At 43.6% G+C, this 17,997-nt stretch carries 13 protein-coding genes and 1 pseudogene; 7 read left to right on the top strand and 7 right to left on the bottom strand.

The window, feature by feature from the left end; all coding sequences use genetic code 11:
- Window positions 1-48: 48 nt before the first annotated feature.
- Window positions 49-291, bottom strand: a complete 243-nt coding sequence (locus HWQ36_RS05500; protein ID WP_292698912.1) for a type II toxin-antitoxin system HicB family antitoxin — start codon at window positions 289-291, stop codon at window positions 49-51.
- Between the two features lie 39 nt (window positions 292-330).
- On the opposite strand from HWQ36_RS05500, the pseudogene HWQ36_RS05505 reads away from it, so the two are divergent.
- Window positions 331-396: pseudogene (locus tag HWQ36_RS05505) on the top strand (GUN4 domain-containing protein); the annotation flags it as partial.
- A 20-nt stretch (window positions 397-416) separates the two neighbouring features.
- Here HWQ36_RS05505 and HWQ36_RS05510 read toward each other — a convergent pair.
- From HWQ36_RS05510 to HWQ36_RS05520, 3 genes are all read right to left on the bottom strand, one after another.
- A complete protein-coding gene (locus tag HWQ36_RS05510) occupies window positions 417-629 on the bottom strand; it encodes a hypothetical protein (protein WP_292698914.1) in 213 nt (70 codons plus the stop codon).
- A 329-nt stretch (window positions 630-958) separates the two neighbouring features.
- Window positions 959-1,915: a heme o synthase gene (locus HWQ36_RS05515; RefSeq protein ID WP_292698916.1), complete on the bottom strand. Its 957-nt coding sequence runs from the start codon at window positions 1,913-1,915 to the stop codon at window positions 959-961.
- Window positions 1,916-2,122: 207 nt separating this feature from the next.
- Complete coding sequence (locus tag HWQ36_RS05520) at window positions 2,123-3,052, bottom strand: heme A synthase (protein ID WP_292698918.1); 930 nt, start codon at window positions 3,050-3,052, stop codon at window positions 2,123-2,125.
- A 404-nt stretch (window positions 3,053-3,456) separates the two neighbouring features.
- Here HWQ36_RS05520 and HWQ36_RS05525 point away from each other — a divergent pair, with 404 nt between their 5' ends.
- The 5 genes from HWQ36_RS05525 (at window position 3,457) to HWQ36_RS05545 (ending at window position 10,522) form a co-directional block, all read left to right on the top strand.
- Window positions 3,457-4,539 carry a cytochrome c oxidase subunit II gene (locus HWQ36_RS05525; protein WP_292698920.1) on the top strand — a complete coding sequence of 361 codons (1,083 nt, stop codon included), beginning with the start codon at window positions 3,457-3,459 and terminating at the stop codon, window positions 4,537-4,539.
- Window positions 4,540-4,606: 67 nt separating this feature from the next.
- The gene (gene ctaD, locus HWQ36_RS05530; protein WP_292699340.1) at window positions 4,607-6,343 is read left to right on the top strand and encodes a cytochrome c oxidase subunit I; all 1,737 of its coding nucleotides are present in this window, start codon (window positions 4,607-4,609) and stop codon (window positions 6,341-6,343) included.
- Window positions 6,344-6,527: 184 nt separating this feature from the next.
- Window positions 6,528-7,154, top strand: coding sequence for a heme-copper oxidase subunit III (locus HWQ36_RS05535; RefSeq protein WP_292698922.1), 627 nt, complete (start codon window positions 6,528-6,530; stop codon window positions 7,152-7,154).
- 729 nt (window positions 7,155-7,883) lie between these two features.
- Window positions 7,884-9,167, top strand: a complete 1,284-nt coding sequence (locus HWQ36_RS05540) for a serine/threonine-protein kinase (RefSeq protein WP_292698924.1) — start codon at window positions 7,884-7,886, stop codon at window positions 9,165-9,167.
- A 278-nt stretch (window positions 9,168-9,445) separates the two neighbouring features.
- Window positions 9,446-10,522, top strand: coding sequence for a substrate-binding domain-containing protein (locus HWQ36_RS05545; RefSeq protein ID WP_292698926.1), 1,077 nt, complete (start codon window positions 9,446-9,448; stop codon window positions 10,520-10,522).
- Between the two features lie 339 nt (window positions 10,523-10,861).
- On the opposite strand, the gene HWQ36_RS05550 is transcribed toward HWQ36_RS05545, so the two are convergent.
- The 3 genes from HWQ36_RS05550 to treZ form a co-directional block, all read right to left on the bottom strand.
- On the bottom strand, window positions 10,862-12,379 hold the full coding sequence (locus tag HWQ36_RS05550) for a trehalase family glycosidase (protein ID WP_292698928.1): 1,518 nt from the start codon (window positions 12,377-12,379) through the stop codon (window positions 10,862-10,864).
- Between the two features lie 96 nt (window positions 12,380-12,475).
- The gene (gene treY / locus HWQ36_RS05555; protein WP_292698929.1) at window positions 12,476-15,274 is read right to left on the bottom strand and encodes a malto-oligosyltrehalose synthase; all 2,799 of its coding nucleotides are present in this window, start codon (window positions 15,272-15,274) and stop codon (window positions 12,476-12,478) included.
- A gap of 671 nt (window positions 15,275-15,945) precedes the next feature.
- The gene (gene treZ, locus HWQ36_RS05560; protein ID WP_292698931.1) at window positions 15,946-17,793 is read right to left on the bottom strand and encodes a malto-oligosyltrehalose trehalohydrolase; all 1,848 of its coding nucleotides are present in this window, start codon (window positions 17,791-17,793) and stop codon (window positions 15,946-15,948) included.
- 29 nt (window positions 17,794-17,822) lie between these two features.
- Between treZ and HWQ36_RS05565 the strand changes: the two genes are divergently transcribed.
- The gene (locus HWQ36_RS05565) at window positions 17,823-17,984 is read left to right on the top strand and encodes a hypothetical protein (RefSeq protein WP_292698933.1); all 162 of its coding nucleotides are present in this window, start codon (window positions 17,823-17,825) and stop codon (window positions 17,982-17,984) included.
- Window positions 17,985-17,997: the final 13 nt, after the last annotated feature.

A 17,997-nucleotide genomic window follows, 5' to 3' on the forward strand; every position in this document is an offset into this window, starting at 1 on the left:
TCAACCCAACCTACGAATATTTTATTTTTTCGGAGTAATAAAAGAGCGTTAGGCAACCTCTTTGGTAAAATTCAGGTCAACACCATCGAGTATTGGTAGAGTATGACCCAAACGCAATCCTAAAATAATCCATCCCTCAAGAGTATCTTGCAAATCCTCTCGACAAGCCTCTAATGTTGCAGCATTTGCCCACACTCCTTGACACTCTGGAATTTCGCCATAGAAAGTTCCATCGTCAAGCAACTCATAAGTTGCTTTGTGCATTGCTGTACGAATGTAATTTGTCAACATTGCCAAGATATCAGCAAGATTAATGAACTTTAGCTAAAGTATAGCAACGGGCGTTTTGGCTTTAGTGTTCAAAGACAAATTTGGTTAAAATTAGGCTGTGATTAAATTAAAGTAGGCGATCGCGCTTATACTTGACCTTCACCGTCCTTACCGATTTTATCAATAAACTCAGGATAATTATCAAAGTCATCCATTGAATTCAAAGGTGGCATTGTTGCCCAATTTCCTTCTGTCTTTGACTTATCCATATAAGCATAGAAAGCTTCATTATCATCTTGATGAGCCAGCACGTAAACTCGTAATTCTTTGAGGCTCATTTCATGAAAATTTGGTTTCATATTTTAAATGTCTATTTCCCATTACGCTGAATCGCTATCTCGGTTTCTTCACCAGCTATGATGACTATTTCGCCTGTGCGTTCATCTAAACGTACTAAATAAACAGGTCGATACATCATAGTTAATCTTCGGCAAACAAGAAAGCACTGTAGAGTTTGTTCTGCTGTCGGAATAATCAGTAGTCCTCAATATGTTGTATTTATGAGTCTAAAACTTTAGAAGTAGTATAACAAGTGCGATGCCTACGGCGGGCTATTTGGCATCGCATCTTTGAGAAACCGGGTTTTTCCCAAACCCGATTTCTTTTGGCTTAAATCCCCAGCTAAGAATTAGCCAATTATGAGATGCAGCTGGTTACTCACCGCACTAATTAAATTATGGGTAACAGGAAGACTATCAACTACCATCCCCAGACACAACAGCATCATGTAGGAGATGGAATAGAGAAACAACTCTTTAGCTACAGCGCGATCCTCTGGATTTTGCAACAAACGCCAAGATTTGTGGATAAATAATCCTCCCAGAATTACAGCGATCGCACCATAAAGAATTCCACTCGCGCCCAAGGGATAAACCAATAACACGGTTGCAACTACTGTCACCAGCGTATAGTACCAAATCTGCTTCACCGTTGCCGTATCACCTTCAATCACAGGTAGCATTGGTATGCCCACCTTTGCGTAATCATCCCGGATCATCAGAGCTAAAGCCCAGAAATGGGGTGGTGTCCACAAAAAGACGATGGCAAAAATTAACCACGCTGACCAGCTTAAAGTGCCCGTGACAGCAGCCCAACCCACTAAAGCCGGAATTGCCCCAGCCGCTCCACCAACAACGATATTTTGGGTGGTGTGGCGTTTTAGCCAGTGGGTATAGACCAAAATATAAAAGACAATGCCAGAGAAGGCTAGCAGGGCGGCTAACAGATTGGCAAATACTGCTAGGAGTGTAAAGGAAATCGTCGCCAGTGCGATCGCAAAAATTAGAGCATCGCGTGGCTGCACCTTACCCGAAGGTATCGGACGATGGCGCGTCCGCTCCATGTCATAATCAATATCCCGGTCATAGACACAGTTAATCGTCTGGGCGCTTGCAGCAGCCAAAGTGCCACCAGTGAGAGTTACTAGCAACAGCAATGGGTCTACTTCTCCCTTAGCAGCAATCCACATACTCCCAGCTGTGGTAATCAAAAGCAACGGAATAATCCGAGGCTTGGTTAGCTGGTAATAACTTTGAACTACCTGTAAAAATGTTTCGTGGTGGCGAGAGACATTAGTCTCAATCATTTTGGCTCTGGTTCCTTATTTTTCAACAACTTATATACAGCCCCTGCTCAAGCTGGCTCTTTCAGGCAAATGAAAACACAGATTTTCTTCTGCACCTGCGTGAGTCGCAATACTCGCCGTTGCGCCTCTCACTGATGAGTGGGGAGTGAAGAAGGGAATAGGGTACAGGTTACAGGGTACAGATTATTCCCTATTACCTGTAACCTGTCACCTCTCCCCTAATTCCACAGCACTAACTGAGTCACGTAGTGATAAAACCGTGAAAGCCACCAAAGTACCCAGCAAAGCTGCTCCTATAGCTTGGTGAGAGACGGTGAGAGGCTCGACTTGGAGGTGTAATTTGAAGGTGGCGAATCCCAACAAGATTTGTAATGTCAACAACCCACCAGCCATATTTGCCAGTCGCCGCAAGGCTGGATGTAGTGCTGGTGTCCGCCAACAGATAAATACCATTGCCAAGGTTGCCACTGTTGGCGGCACCAAACCAGCAATATGGCTGTACATTACAGTACAAAGTTGAGAACCGCCGAGGCATTGGTGTAGCGCCCAGCGAGAGCCTACCAAAGCACCCAAGAGACTTTGCAGGTAAACCAGAATAGCAGCAGTTAAACCGACCCAAGGCAACTTACCGACGGTTCCATTTCCCTGATAGGGGGTGAGTGCTGTGCCAATAATCAAGAGGGTGCTAAAAAATAACAGCGCCGTACCTAAATGAGCGGTAACGATATCAAACCGCAACAGTTCGGTAACGGTGAGTCCCCCCAATACGCCTTGGAAGACGATTAAAAACAGGGCAAATGTGGATGCCCAAGGTAGCCAAGAGGGTAAAAAACTACGACGCCACCAGGACAAACCAAAAAGTGCGATCGCGCTTAAACCAATTAAAGCCGCATCCAATCTGTGAAACCACTCCAGAAACACCTGGAGATTCATTTGCTTGGCTGGCACAAGTTCGCCATAGCATAAAGGCCAGTCTGGGCAAGCAAGTCCAGCATTCATCACGCGGGTGGCACTGCCTATTGCCATCAAAATTAAGGTGGCTATGCACATTTTCCACACCAAGCGCCGAATCATTTCCTTGGGCTTTTGCTGCTGAAGAGCCGCTTCATTTTGTTGTTGTAGGACAAATTCGCTCATGAATGATACCTTCTGCCCGCTCTTGGTGGCTCTCTTAAAATTTTCAATTTTCTTTTAGCGTCCTATCTCCACCCTAGCGTATAGGCTAAGGGTTTATAGATTAGCACTCACTTATACTTTGAATCACTCCAGAAAGGTTTTGCCTGAAGCTTTAGGTATTTTTCAAGATGTGAGAAATTGATTAATCACAATTAATTTAAACATTCTAAATTTTTCCTTAAATTTTTTCACTGATTTACATCTATTTTTGGCGCTATATGATATTAGACTCATACTCAAGATTAGTAAAATAGTCAAAAAAATTAATAAAAATTTCAGACCTTTGTCCCCCATGCCTTCCAGCCTAGACTACCTTAGTAAGTGAGTAGCTTCGAGATAACATAGTAAATTCAATTAAGTAAGCCGTGAAGATTCCAAGTTCAATCTGGACATTACTCATTGGCATCGTGCTAACGCTAGCCAGCCTTTGGTACGGTCAAAATCACGGTCTGTTGCCAGCAGCAGCCACTGATGAAGCCGTCTTGGTGGATGGTCTGTTCAACGCGATGATGATCGTTTCTACAGGTATATTCCTGTTAGTTGAAGGTATTTTGATTTACTCCGCATTTAAATACCGTCGGCGTGCAGGTGACAATGAAGACGGCCCACCAGTTGAGGGCAATATACCTCTAGAAATCCTCTGGACGGCGATCCCAGCAATTATCGTTATCGGCATTTCTGTTTACAGCTTTGATGTTTACAACGAAATCGGTGGCTTTGATCCCCATGCGATCCATCAAGCGCCGATGAATCAGGAATCGATGGCAATGCCTGGAAGTGCTATGGCTGCAACTTTAAGCGATACTCCTCCCAGCACCGAACCCAACCTCAATCAAGAAAAATCTGATGAGGCAATGCAAGACCCAGCTACGGCAGAAGTTCGTAATGCCGATCAAATTCCTCAACTGCGGAATGCCCCAGGTGTAGGTAGTGTTGCTCCAACAATTGGGGGAACTCCTGATAAAGCAGGGCAACCAGCAGAATTACAGGTCAACGTCACTGGTTTACAATATGCCTGGATTTTCACCTATCCTGAAACTGGGATAACTACAGGTGAAATGCACGTCCCCATTGGGCGAGAAGTGCAAATCAATATGACCGCCAACGATGTCATCCATGCTTTTTGGGTGCCAGAGTTCCGCCTGAAACAAGATGCGATCCCCGGTAGGCAAAGCGAGATTCGCTTCACCCCCAAAAAAGCAGGAGATTATGTTCTAATCTGTGCTGAACTTTGTGGCCCCTACCACGGTGCAATGAGAGCGCCAGTAGTTGTAGAGTCAGAAGAAGCCTTTGATAAATGGGTACAAGAACAGCTAGTTGCCAGCAAAGAAACACTAAATCAAGCCGTTGCTGTTAACCCAGCCGATCTATCCCCAAATGAATTTCTTGCTCCTTACACCAAGGACATGGGAATTAAACCAGAAATCCTTCATCAAGTTCACCATTAATCAATATGTTATTTAGTCAAAATCCAATGACTAATGACTAATGACTAATGACCAATGACTAATGACTATGACACAAGCTCAGTTGCAAGAAACGGCCAATATCCCCGCCCTTCTTGAGGAACCAGGGGTCAGAAAATGGCAAGACTTCTTTGGCTTTCAAACCGACCATAAGGTGATTGGGATTCAATATCTCGTCACTTCGTTCATTTTCTACTGCATTGGCGGCGTAATGGCTGACTTGGTTCGCACGGAACTGCGAACCCCAGAGGTAGATTTTGTCACCCCGGAAGTCTACAACAGTCTGTTTACGCTGCACGCCACGATCATGATTTTCTTGTGGATTGTGCCAACCGGGGCAGGGTTTGCTAACTATCTAATTCCCCTGATGATTGGGGCAAAAGATATGGCATTTCCTCGGCTGAATGCTGTTGCCTTTTGGATGATTCCCCCTGCGGGTGTGTTGCTGATCGCCAGTTTAGCGGTAGGCGATGCACCGGATGCAGGTTGGACTTCCTACCCTCCCCTGAGTTTGGTAACAGGACAAGTGGGGCAAGGCATTTGGATTATGAGTGTCTTGCTGCTGGGTACGTCCTCAATTTTGGGGTCGATAAATTTCCTAGTAACATTGCTGAAAATGCGTATCCCCGGCATGGGCGTTCATCAAATGCCCTTGTTCTGCTGGGCAATGTTCGCCACTTCGGCGCTCGTTTTGGTATCAACCCCAGTCCTTGCAGCAGGTTTGATTCTGCTTGCCTTTGACTTAATTGCTGGGACAACATTTTTTAACCCAACTGGCGGTGGCGACCCTGTAGTATACCAGCACATGTTCTGGTTTTACTCCCACCCAGCCGTTTACATTATGATTTTGCCCTTCTTTGGAGCAATTTCAGAAATTATCCCCATTCATTCCCGCAAGCCGATTTTTGGCTATAAAGCGATCGCTTATTCGTCTCTTGCTATTAGCTTTTTGGGGCTAATTGTTTGGGCGCACCACATGTTTACCAGTGGTATCCCCGGCTGGTTACGGATGTTCTTTATGATCACCACCATGATCATTGCCGTACCCACGGGGATTAAAATATTTAGCTGGTTAGCAACCATGTGGGGTGGAAAAATCCAGCTTAACAGTGCGATGCTGTTCGCCATCGGCTTTGTCGGCACTTTTGTAATCGGCGGGATCAGTGGCGTGATGTTGGCAGCAGTGCCTTTTGACATTCACGTTCACGACACCTATTTTGTGGTGGCCCACTTGCACTATGTACTATTTGGTGGTAGCGTTCTAGGAATTTTTGCCGCCATTTACCACTGGTTCCCGAAAATGACGGGACGCATGGTAAACGAATTTTGGGGTAAGGTTCACTTTGCCTTGACTATTGTCGGTCTAAACATGACCTTCTTACCCATGCACAAACTGGGTTTAATGGGTATGAATCGCCGGATTGCCCAATACGATCCCAAATTCACCACATTGAACGAAATTTGTACGTATGGTTCTTACATACTGGCAATTTCGACATTCCCCTTCATCATCAATGCCATTTGGAGTTGGTTATACGGCGAGAAAGCTGGTAATAATCCCTGGAGGGCACTTACCTTAGAGTGGATGACAACCTCACCACCTGCGATCGAAAATTTTGATCAAACCCCAGTACTGGCTACAGGCCCCTACGACTACGGTTTGGAAAGGGCTAATGAAGATGTACCTTTATCTGATCCTAATCCAATCTTGTCTGGCGGGCCGAACTCAGTATTAAGAGCAGAACCCGATCCAGCCTTTGCTGCTAATCCCGAAGACCGACAATAAACAGGTATAGGGAATTGGGCATGGATAAAGAGGACAAGGGGCGGGGGGCAGGGGACAGGGGGAAAACTCTTTTCCCTTGCTCCCTGCTCCCTTGCTCCCTGCTCCCTTGCTCCCTCATCCCCCCACTCCCCATACTTCGACTGCGCTCAGTACAAGTTCCCCATTCCCCACTCATCAAAATTCTATGCAAAGTCAAATCATTGACCCAGCTAAAACCGAACTCAATCATCACCATGCGGCGGAAGCGTCCGTCGGTCATCACGAAGAACATCCAGACCATCGTCTGTTTGGACTATATGTTTTCCTGATTGCTGAAGGGATGATTTTTATGGGACTGTTCGGAGCTTACTTAGCTTTCCGCGCTACCTTACCCGTGTGGCCGCCAGCAGGGACTCCAGAATTAGAACTATTGTTACCTGGAGTCAACACCATCAATCTAATTTCTAGTAGTTTTGTCATGCACAATGCTGACACTGCTATCAAAAAGAACGATGCGCGGGGTGCGCGAATCTGGTTAGCAATTACTGCTGCGATGGGTGCTACTTTCTTAGTGGGTCAAGTATATGAATATACCCATTTAGAATTTGGTTTAACTACCAATTTATTTGCCAGTGCATTTTACGTTTTGACTGGTTTCCACGGATTGCACGTTACCATCGGCGTTTTGGCTATTGTTGCGGTGTTGTGGCGATCGCGCCTTCCGGGTCACTACAGTAACGAAAAGCACTTTGGCATTGAAGCAGCCGAAATCTACTGGCACTTCGTTGACGTGATTTGGATTATTTTATTCGGATTACTCTATCTCCTGTGAGTATTAATTATTTAGTTGTTTACTCCACGCGAACAACTTAATCGGCCCCCAATAGGGGGCTTTTTTAATTAATAGTTTTATTTTTTACCTAGCAAGGTTTATAAAACAGAATTCTGAATTCTGAATTTAGAATACTCTACGCCACTTGCGGGATAGAGTTTTGATTACGAAAAATATTTATTTTACTTTCGCTTAACTTCGGGCGTTAGCGTAGCGGGACGAAGTACGGTTTTAACCAATATTCATCACCCACTCGTACAGAATTCATGCTGTTAGCGGATAGCTAAGGTTTAGCCCATTCTGACTCCTGAGTTCTGAATTCTTCTTATAAAAAATATACTACAACAAGCTTAAACTATTTCCACTATTACTTTTGCTAGATGCAACTGTGTTATTGCAAGTGATACAGACGCAACTAGAAGGTGGGAAAAGTCAGGATATTCTGTGAAAACTATTGAATAAGCAGTTAATATGCTGTGATTTGACATGCAACGGATGGAATAAATTAAAGTTTACAAATTTATTGAACTATTCCAAAAATAAATTTTATATTAAAATACTTACAATAGTATTAAATTAACCAAATCAAAGAGCTAGCTATAAAAATGCTCCAAAGCATAGGTTTGCTTGATAAGCTGACTGCCTCAAATACCTAGAATCTAGCGGTAGGTATTCATCACCTTACCTAAGCTCTGAATGGTCAGTAAATTAACAAGTAGTATATGCCACATGAGCCAGAACCCTCTAGTTAGAAAAAAACTTCGGAGTCGCTTTGAGACTGTCAAACTGCTGGAAAGCGGAGGTTCTGGTAATACTTACTTATTAGCAGGTGCTGGACGTAATAGGCATCAACACTCTCTCACCAGAAAAACACTTCGGAATCGCTTTGAAATTATCAAACACTTAGGAAGCGGCGGCTCTGGTGATACATACTTAGCTGTAGACCTAGATTTACCAGGACAACCTTATTGTGTCGTAAAACATTTTCAACCAAAAGATTCCAATCCTGCTGTTCTACCCATCGCTAAAAAGCTATTTGATCGAGAAGCGGAAGTTTTATACCAGCTAGGCAATGACCACGATCAAATTCCTAGACTGTTTGCCCATTTTGATGAAGATGGAGATTTCTATTTAGTTCAGGAATTTATTGATGGTCATGCGTTAACCCAAGAAATTGTATCAGGTCAGCATCTTAGCGAAAATGCAGTCTTAAGTTTATTAAAAGATATCTTGGAAGTGCTGGCATTCGTCCACCAAAATAACATTATTCATCGGGATATTAAGCCCCAAAATTTGATGCGGCGGCACTCCGATCAGAAGATTGTGTTAATTGACTTTGGGAGTATTAAGAAAATTGGTGCTTTGGGAGCAGGTTTAACAATTGGTGTTGGGACTCTTGGTTATATGCCAAGCGAACAAGCTAAGGGAAAGCCAAAACTTTGCAGCGATATCTATGCAGTAGGGATAATAGGCATTCAAGCTTTGACAGGTTTAATCCCTGAGCAAATAAAAGAAGATCCCAATACAGGAGAAGTTCTGTGGCGCGATCAGGCACAGGTAAGTGATGCTCTTGCAAAGATTTTAGATACAATGGTTTGCGATCGCTACAACCAGCGTTATCAGTCTGCCGCAGACGCTTTGCAAGCGCTTAATTCTGCTCTACCGTTGTCACAGTCCTCACAATCTGCTGGCATCAGCCAAAATGTTGATGATACTTATTTGCTAAATTATAGAAACTTTCTTTTGCTTCTAGGAATAGGGCTTGGTGCTATCACTAGTTTTACAGTATTAATTCTAATCTATACATTTATTAATACAGGTACATCGTCTCCAAACCAACCTACTCAATTCAATAATTTTATAGAAAAATTGCTTAACCCACGGTTGACTAATACTAATGTGAATAGTCCAATAACCAAATCATCAGCTAAAAAAGGAGTCTGTAAAAAAAATTGCATCATTGCAAATACTACTAAAAAGCAAATTGAATTTCATGATGGCAGTCCACTTTGATTTCTGTTCGCACATGGCGTAGCCATATTTGTTTGTGTGGTGCGCGAAGCGCAATAGGTAGGCAAGAGAAAAGAAGCCTATTTTTGTTGTTCCTGGCTTCGCAAAAATCAAATATGAGTCCATCAATTAGAAAAAGTTAATAATCTAATAGCAATCATAAAAATAGCTATTAACTAGCTATTACATATTTGATTTAAATCTAAATATTCTAAAAATTATTCTAGGATAAATACTTAGAGATTCCTGTAAGATAAATACAATAAACAATATTTAAAAATATGGGCAATACAAATCAAAAAAAAGCTTTAATTAACAGCGAAATGGCTCTCTTTCTTAGAGGTTTGATTATTGGTAAAGTGCTGACAGTTATCGTTATTGGCGGGCTGCTTTGGTGGTTACTAAAGCCGAATTTATTGTCCCGTAACAGCGTTAACTCTTCTTCTAATCAAAATTTCAAGACAGTCTCTAATACCGCATCTAGTTTTCAGACAGTTGCAGATGTCCCTACTGCCTCATTTAACTACGGAGGAAGTACAGCTTGGGCATCTATCCGGCAATTAGTAGATTCTCAGATCCAGAGCGATCGCCCGGAAGTACAATTACGTTATGTAGACCCTGTTAATGCTAGCCCTGGTTCTAGCTCAGGCATTAGGATGTTACTTGATGGGAAATTAGACTTTGCTCAGTCTTCTCGCCCCCTTACAGATGAAGAACAAGCTATGGCAAAAGAGCGAGGCTTCACCCTTGAGCAACGTCAGGTAGGTATGGATGGAATAGCAGTGGTAGTCAACCCATCCCTGAAAGTCTCAGGTTTAACTGTTGACCAATTGCAGCAGATTTATTTGGGGAAAATTACTAACTGGAATCAAGTAGGTGGCCCAAATCTACCCATCACACCTTTATCTCAACGACCAGAGGACGCAGATACAGTAATATTCTCTAGCAACAGCGACTTGAAGGGGCAAGCACTTGGCTCGAATGTGCAATATGTCTATTCCACTACAGAGGCAGTGCGCCAACTCAGTAAAATACCTGGTGGTGTATATTACGGTTCTGCTCGTTCAGTAGTGCCTCAATGTAGTGTGAAGGCTTTGCCATTAGGTCAGACTGCTGGTCAGCTAATTCCCCCCTATCGGGAACCGATAGTGTCACCTGAGCAATGTCCACGTCAGCGTAACCAGCTAAATACTGAGGCTATCAAAAATGGTAGTTATCCCATAATTGCTAATTTGTTTGTGATTATTAAGCAAAATAAAGGTCGGGAACAGCAGATTGGGGATGCATACACCAAACTTTTATTAACCGACCAGGGACAAAGGGCAATTGAGCAAGCTGGTTTCGTCGCGGTTAACTAGTACCGCTTCGCGTAATTCGTAATTCGTAATTCGTAATTCGTAATTACCGTTGCGTAAGGATTTTAGACATTTCAAATGGTCTGTTTATTTCCGCCGTACTGTACTAGTAGATTTGGATGACTATTTATGTTAGGTAACACTGTGTGCAAGTTTCTCTCGAACCTAACCCATTTTCTAGATGTTTCCGTACCGTACTGATGTTGATATTCATTGAAAGCGACGAGAAACTCCATCCCTATAGGAATCCTAAATCATTCATGAAAAATTAGATCCCCGACTTCTTCGATAAGTCGGGGATCTGGACACTGCGCAGTTCCACAACTGAACCATTATGATTATTTAAACTTTTTTCCCACCGCCTGCTAGGAGTTCCAGAATAACTCCATTTGTCCAGCCGAAACCAACTTCGTTAGAGCTATATCCAAAGCAGATTTCGTCGGAAACGTTGGCAGAACAGCGTTCAACATCATATTTTTCAACTAGGGTGTTGTGACGCTCGAATTCTTTAACTACCATCGCTAAAAATTTGTTGGCAATGCGATCGCCTTCTGTATGATACCCATAGCGGTGAAGTCCCTGGACAGCAATTAATGTCAATGGTGCCCAACCAAAGGGGGCATCCCATTGGTTGCCGGTGACACGAGTACTGGTAAAAATTCCGCCTGGGGCTTCAAACAAAGAGAGATTTTCAACGACGCGCTGGGCTTGGGCTTGAGAAGCAATTCCTAACCATAGAGGATAGAATGCGGTGGCAAATTCGTAGCGGCGACGTTCTCCACTCTGAAAGTGATAGTCTAAATATAATCCCTGGTCTTCATCCCAGAGACACTGATCGATGCGATCGCGGCGGATATCTGCACGATCGCGCCATTGCTGCTCTAATTCTTCGTTCCCCAAAATCGCGTTAATTTGGGCTAAGTCGTGTTCCACCTGATACAGCAAACTGTTGAGGCACACAGGAGCGTAGTGGAGGATATCAGCACTGAACGGGCCAAAGCGGTTGGTGATATCAAAACCGGACTCGCGCATGGTGCGATCGCCCTTGTAAAATAAATTGGTCAGTTCGTCATTTTCGCGATCGTAATAGAGATTAACGTCATAATCTTCAACCTCAAAGGTTTGATAATATTCCTTGACGCGATCGTAGTGGCTTTTTCCCTGCTCATCTCGCTCGGAAAACAAAACTTCTGGCGCGGGGCCTTCCCCAAGGGCGTAAAATCTAGATAAGCCTGTTGCAGCATTGAGATGGGGCGGTACTACCCAGTAATAGTAAAATTGCTCTAAAAGTGGGACGGTTGCTCTTAACCACTCTTCATCCTTGGTGTGCTGGAATAGCGCCAAAACCATCATGCTGAGAACGGGAGGTTGCGATCGCGACAGCATGTAAGTCCGGTTGGAGTTCAGGATAGTGCCGTAATGCTGGACTTGGTACAATAGTTGGTCAACTTGGCTTTGTGCTAGTTCCCATTCTTCATCGTGCAACAGTCCCAATAGTATAAAATAGCTGTCCCAGCCATACATTTCGTTGAAGCGCCCACCTGGTACTACATAAGGGCCTGGTAGGTATAATAATCCATGTTCTTGAATCCCTTCCACTTCTGATGGTAAAGTGCGAATTTCAATTCTTTGCATATCTTTTGCAGATAGCGATCGCTCTAACACAGCCTGAATATTAGGACAATCTTCTGAGGGGGAAATGTAGACGATCCAGGGAGTTTCGGTTTCGTGGTCTAGTTTGGTATCCTTGGCGGATTGTAATAGGTGTTCGTGCGATCGCGTTAGGGTTTTCCACGTTTTTTTGATATGGGCCCGCACGGTGTCAATTTGGGCGGTGGTGAGTTGTGGGGGAGTGGTCATATTTTCAATGATTTTTTAAACGCAAAGGGACGCGGAGGGAAGCGCAGAGGTACGCAGAGGTTTTATGGGGTTTTCTCTGCGTTTCTGGGTTATATTTTATTCGGCACTACTAACTAATAGGGCGACTGGAAAATGGGCTAGGGCTGATGCAATTGATAGGGTGTCTGTGGCCTGTAAGGGTTGCTCTGTGAGGACGTTTTTCCAGGTGAGGGGAGTTCCTGGGGGTAGTTGTAGGTGTGTGTCTTGCCAAACTGACTCGTTTAAGGGGTTGTCTCCTGGTTGGATGAGGCTGGTTAAGAAGCGTGGGGCGATCGCGATCGCTGTTTGATTTGCTTCTCGCCGCGCAAAGGCGATAATGTGATTGGCGTAGGTTCCCTGAATTTCTAATGGGAGATAATCGCCGTCCTGGAATAATGAGACATAGTTGGTTCTGGCTTTGAGTAGTTGAGCCGTTAAAAACAGTTTGATTCTACCGTCTGTTTTGTCGTTTAATAATTCCTGAATGAGTCCGAGAATATCTGTTTTGGCTTGCTCACGGATGGCGTTTAAGTAAGTCCGTCGCTGTTCAAAATCCACGGGACGGCGATTATCTGGATCGACTAGGCTGAGTTCCCAAAGTTCTGTTCCTTGGTATAAATCGGGTACGCCGGGTGCGGTAATCTTCAGCAGTGTTTGAGAAAGGGAATTGAAGATACCATACTCTGCAATTCGCTGTTGAAAGGGACGAAAGGCTTCTAGAAATTCTTTGGAGATGGAAGGGTCGAGTACCTTTTCAATGAAGGAAGTACAGGCTTCTTCATACTCGCTATCAGGTCGTAGCCATGCTGTATGCACTTTCGCTTCTCGAATTGCTTTAATTATATAATCTTTCACCCGTTCCACGAAGGATGCCTGTTCCTGTTCTGTAAAGGGAAACGCCCCTACAAGGGTTTGATAGAGAAAATACTCATCGTTGCGATCGGGCATAGCAAACCCGTGGCGATGAATGCGACTTCCTCGATTAATGGCACTCCAGGTATTTACCTGCTGATCCCATTCATCGGGGATTTCGGACAACACATTTAACCTAGCCCTCACATCTTCGCCGCGTTTGGTGTCGTGGGTAGCTGTGGTGTTCATTGTATGAGGCCAGGTTACTTGGTGCTGTTTGTTAAAGGCATGAAATTTGGCTAATTCTATACCAAAATGACCGGGATTTCCGCCGACTTCATTCAGCGATAACAAGCGATTGTAAACATATAATGTGGTGTCTTCTACGCCTTTGGCCATTAGCGGACCACTATATTGCTGCATCCGCAAGACAAAATATATCCACTGCTCCCGTTCTGTTTGAGTCAGAGAGTTATCAAACTCTAGTAGCATTAACTTTTCAATAAAGGTCAGTTCGTGCTGCAATAGAGGCGTTTGTTCTTTGGCTTGGTAAATTACTTTTTCAATGGTAGTGCGATCGCTATCCCCAATTCCATCTGGTGTAATATAGGTGCGGTAAATCGGGAACAGGGTCAAAACTTCTGCGATCGCTCTTTTCAAGCCATTCAGTGTAAAATCATTGCCATAACGATATTTGCTGGAAATGTTCTTTAACAAAAGAGCCAAATTGTCAATATCACCGGCTAAATTCTTTTCGAGTATCAGGTGCTTTTTATCTTTTACAACTGATGCATAATCTACTCTTGAACCGATAAAGTTCTGGTAAATTTTATCGAAGGATGATTCATTTTCAGTTTGACAAAATACACCATTTACGTAGTTAAGAAAGTCATATCCCGATGTCCCTTCAATTTCCCAGTTTTCCGGCAGGTCTTCGGTGAGTTCTAAAATCTTTTCGACCGTAATATAAACATCTCCCGTCTTTTCCCGCAACCTTTCTAGATACTGGATTGGGTTATAGAGTCCATCAATATGATCGATGCGTAAGCCTGTAAATTTGCCCTCTTCAACCAGCTTTTGAATTAGGCTATGGGTGTTATTAAAAACCCGTACTTCTTCAACTTTAACGGAAATAAGTTCGTTGACAGTAAAGAAGCGGCGATAGTTCATCTCTTCCGCCCCAACTTTCCAGAAGGCGAGACGGTAAAACTGATCGTTGAGTAATTCATCTAGCAAGTTAAAGCTTTCTGAATTACCTGGTTCTCCGTTGAAGGTTTGGATATTTTCGTCAATGAACTCACGGATAGCATCGTTTGTGGTATAAAGTTCCCAAACCAATCCTTTAATAAATGCAATTTGGTCTTGTCGCTGTTTTCCCGCAACTTCTGAGGGCACACTTTTGAGAATATACAAAATACCCAATAGTTTAATAAAGTCGGGGTGATTGCGTCCGAGTGTGCGTGTGAGTTTGCCCAGATTATGGGTAATAAATTTTGTATAAGACTCTAATCGTAGCGGCAGTTTTAAGCTGTAATAGTTTACGGTTATACCGTTTTGTTCGTATTTTAGTTGAATGTGTCCGTTTTCTAGGGATTCACCATAAAAATCTCCTAGTAGAGGAGCGAGAATTCGCTCTTGGCGATCGCCAAAGGGAGCATTCCAAGAAAGGTCGAAGTAGTCAGTATAGCTGGAATCTGGGCCGTGTTCCAAGATGTCCATTAAGTAATCGTTTTCGCTGCTATAGGCCATGTGGTTGGGCACTATATCTTGTAACCATCCCATATTAAGGGATTGGACTTCCGCAATTAATGCATCAAAGGATTCATTAGTTCCCAATTCTGGGTTAAGTTGAGTGGCATCTACTATATCGTAACCGTGGGTACTCCCAGAGCGAGCTTTGAAAATGGGTGAGGCATATAAATCAGAAATACCTAAATCTGCTAGATAAGCTGCGATCGCTTTAGCATTGTCAAAGCCAAACTGGGGTGTAAACTGAATTCGATAAGTTGCGGTAGGAATTCGCATGAGTTTGTTGTAATAAGAGATGGGGCGATACGCTTCGGTTAACGTGTTTGTCTCTGGAAGATCCCCCCAACCCCCATTAAAAAGGGGGGCTTTTTGTGATATTTACCCCCTTAAGAAGGGGGTCGCCGCAGGCGGGGGGATCTTATCTGAAACCTATTGAGATGTGGGGGAGTTTGAGCCTTTTTACTTGAACGTTGAGCCTTTTAGCTCGAACGTTGAACCTTTTTGCCTGAACGTTGAGCCTTTTTACTCGAACGTTGAGCCTTTTAGCTTGAACGTTGAACCTTTTAGCTTGAACGTTGAGCCTTTTAGCTCGAAACTTTAAGTTTTAACAAATCTTACTCCCCTTCCCTTGCAGGGAAGGGGCTGGGGGTTAGGTCTGTATTGCACTCAACTCAGAAACGCTGTATCTCAATATGGTTCAATTAAGGGCTAATCGTACAAACAAAATTGTGGGTTTTTGAGACGCGATAAATCGCCGTCTCTACAAGTGTTTTGGTTTTACCTGAACTGTATTGCTCTATATCTCCTTTATTTTTGAATTGTTAACGAACTTTGGGGGTTTAAGTCCCCTGTCTCTACAGACAGCGCGTTTTGGGTCGGGGTCTAAATCCCCGTCACAAAACTTAATTACGAATTACGAATTACGAATTACGAATTATTTAACTTCCTCATCCTTTTTCATACAGTACTAAACTAGTAGGTTGCAACTTCACTTCTTTTCCCGCAGACAGATGTTCATCTGCTTCAGAACCAGGCCCAGACCATGAGGTATCAGCAGAGTCTAACAATTTATGAGCATTATGCTGAATTGGCAGAGTTGCTGTGACTGGAGACGAATTGAAATTCATCACAAATATTAGTTCACTTGATTCACACCAACGACGCACGATAACCAAGTGCTTGTCTTCATCGCTAGTCGCTTCGATGAAATTGCGGTCTTGATTTAAAAGTGCTGGATGCGTTTTGCGTAAATTAATTAACTGACGATACCAATTCCACAGAACTTTGTGCTTACCTTCATTGCGTAATTCCCAATTGAGTTTAGACTTTAGGAAAGTTTCTGCTGATTCGGGATCTGGGGGATCGTCTGCATAGTGAAATGCTTCAAATTCTTGTTTGCGTCCGGCTCGAACTGCTTGAATCAAATCAGGATCGGAGTGACTAACAAAATAAATGAAGGGTGCTGTTTCTCCATATTCTTCTCCCATAAATAACAAGGGTAAGTAGGGCGATAGCAACACAGCGCCAGCAGCTAACTTTAATCCTTCAAAAGAGATCCTCTGAGTGAGGCGTTCTCCTTTCATTTGATTGCCGATTTGATCGTGATTCTGAATGCAGACTGTAAACTGTGATAAATTGCGATCGCGGCAACTTATGCCATGAAATCGCTTGCGATCGGGCGAGTGCTTCCAATCGTAGACAAAACTATCATTGTAAGCTTTGGCCAAATCAGCAAGTTGCCCAAAATCTTGATAATATCCTTGGCGATCGCCTGTCAACAGTGTATGCAAGGCATGGTGAAAATCATCACACCATTGGGCATCAAGACCATATCCACCCAATTCTACCGGACGAATGATTTGTGGATTATTCAAGTCACTTTCGGCTATTAAATGGCGTTTCCATTTTTGCCCTTGTTGTGAAAAATGATGAACTGCTTCCGCCAGTTCCCATAAAAAATGCTTCGCCCCCAAGTCGTAAATTGCTTGAATAGCATCCAGCCGCAATGCATCAATGTGGAACTCACGCAACCAGTAAAGCGCATTTTGGATAAAATAATTTCGCACACCCTGACTATGGGCATCGTCGAAATTTAGCGCTTCGCCCCACGGCGTTTTATAGGTTTTAGTAAAGTAGGGCGCGAACTGACTCATATAATTGCCTTCTGGCCCAAAGTGGTTATACACCACATCCAACACCACGGCGATATTATTTTCATGGCAAGCATTCACCAGTTGCTTGAGTTCGGCTGGACTACCGTAAGAATTTTGCACAGCATAAGGATAAACGCCATCATAGCCCCAGTTGCGATATGCAAGAGTTGCTTCAATATGGGTGTCTCCCGGAAACTGGGCAATAGGCATGATTTCAATAGCATTAATTCCCAGTTCCCTGAGTTCTGGTAGACGAGAAATGATACCAGTGAAAGTTCCTTCAGGTGTGAAAGTCCCAACGTGGAGTTCATAAAAAATCATCGACTCCACAGGAATGCCAGTCCATCCTTCATCTGTCCACTCAAACTGATGATCGACAATTTGAGACGGGCCATGCACTCCTTCCGGTTGATACTGCGACGCAGGATCGGCAAAAGCGTCTTGACCATTCAATACATAGCGATAAAGCGTGCCTGGATACACATCGTTCGCTTTCGCGTGCCAGTATCCCTCAGACTGAGGCTTGAGGGGAATAACCTGCTCCTGTGGTGTCAAAGTTTTTACAGTGACGCTATCTAATAACGGCGACCAAACTGTAAATTCACATTCTCCATTACCCAAGTAGTTAGCACCAATTCTCACGCAGTATCCCTCCCGTCAGATTCAATGTTGTGCCGAATTGTCGTGCGATGGCGTACCCGCCCGCCATAGGCGATCGCAATGTCATTGATTGCACAATGTTTACAAACACGCCAGATAGCATAATGGTTCGTCTACCAGGCTTTTTGCTAGCACCCGGAGGCGGATTTTTTACCAGAACAAATTCTGTCTAATGACAAATTTAGT

The sequence above is a fragment of the Nostoc sp. NMS2 genome, assembly GCF_017115105.1.
Taxonomy (GTDB): domain Bacteria; phylum Cyanobacteriota; class Cyanobacteriia; order Cyanobacteriales; family Nostocaceae; genus Nostoc.

Coding starts and splice junctions, on each gene's coding strand:
- HWQ36_RS05540 (WP_292698924.1), top strand. CDS start 7,884: ATGAGCCAGAACCCTCTAGTTAGAAAAAAACTTCGGAGTCGCTTTGAG.
- HWQ36_RS05510 (WP_292698914.1), bottom strand. CDS start 629: ATGAAACCAAATTTTCATGAAATGAGCCTCAAAGAATTACGAGTTTAC.
- HWQ36_RS05545 (WP_292698926.1), top strand. CDS start 9,446: ATGGGCAATACAAATCAAAAAAAAGCTTTAATTAACAGCGAAATGGCT.
- HWQ36_RS05550 (WP_292698928.1), bottom strand. CDS start 12,379: ATGACCACTCCCCCACAACTCACCACCGCCCAAATTGACACCGTGCGG.
- HWQ36_RS05500 (WP_292698912.1), bottom strand. CDS start 291: ATGTTGACAAATTACATTCGTACAGCAATGCACAAAGCAACTTATGAG.
- HWQ36_RS05520 (WP_292698918.1), bottom strand. CDS start 3,052: ATGAGCGAATTTGTCCTACAACAACAAAATGAAGCGGCTCTTCAGCAG.
- treY (WP_292698929.1), bottom strand. CDS start 15,274: ATGCGAATTCCTACCGCAACTTATCGAATTCAGTTTACACCCCAGTTT.
- ctaD (WP_292699340.1), top strand. CDS start 4,607: ATGACACAAGCTCAGTTGCAAGAAACGGCCAATATCCCCGCCCTTCTT.
- HWQ36_RS05535 (WP_292698922.1), top strand. CDS start 6,528: ATGCAAAGTCAAATCATTGACCCAGCTAAAACCGAACTCAATCATCAC.
- HWQ36_RS05515 (WP_292698916.1), bottom strand. CDS start 1,915: ATGATTGAGACTAATGTCTCTCGCCACCACGAAACATTTTTACAGGTA.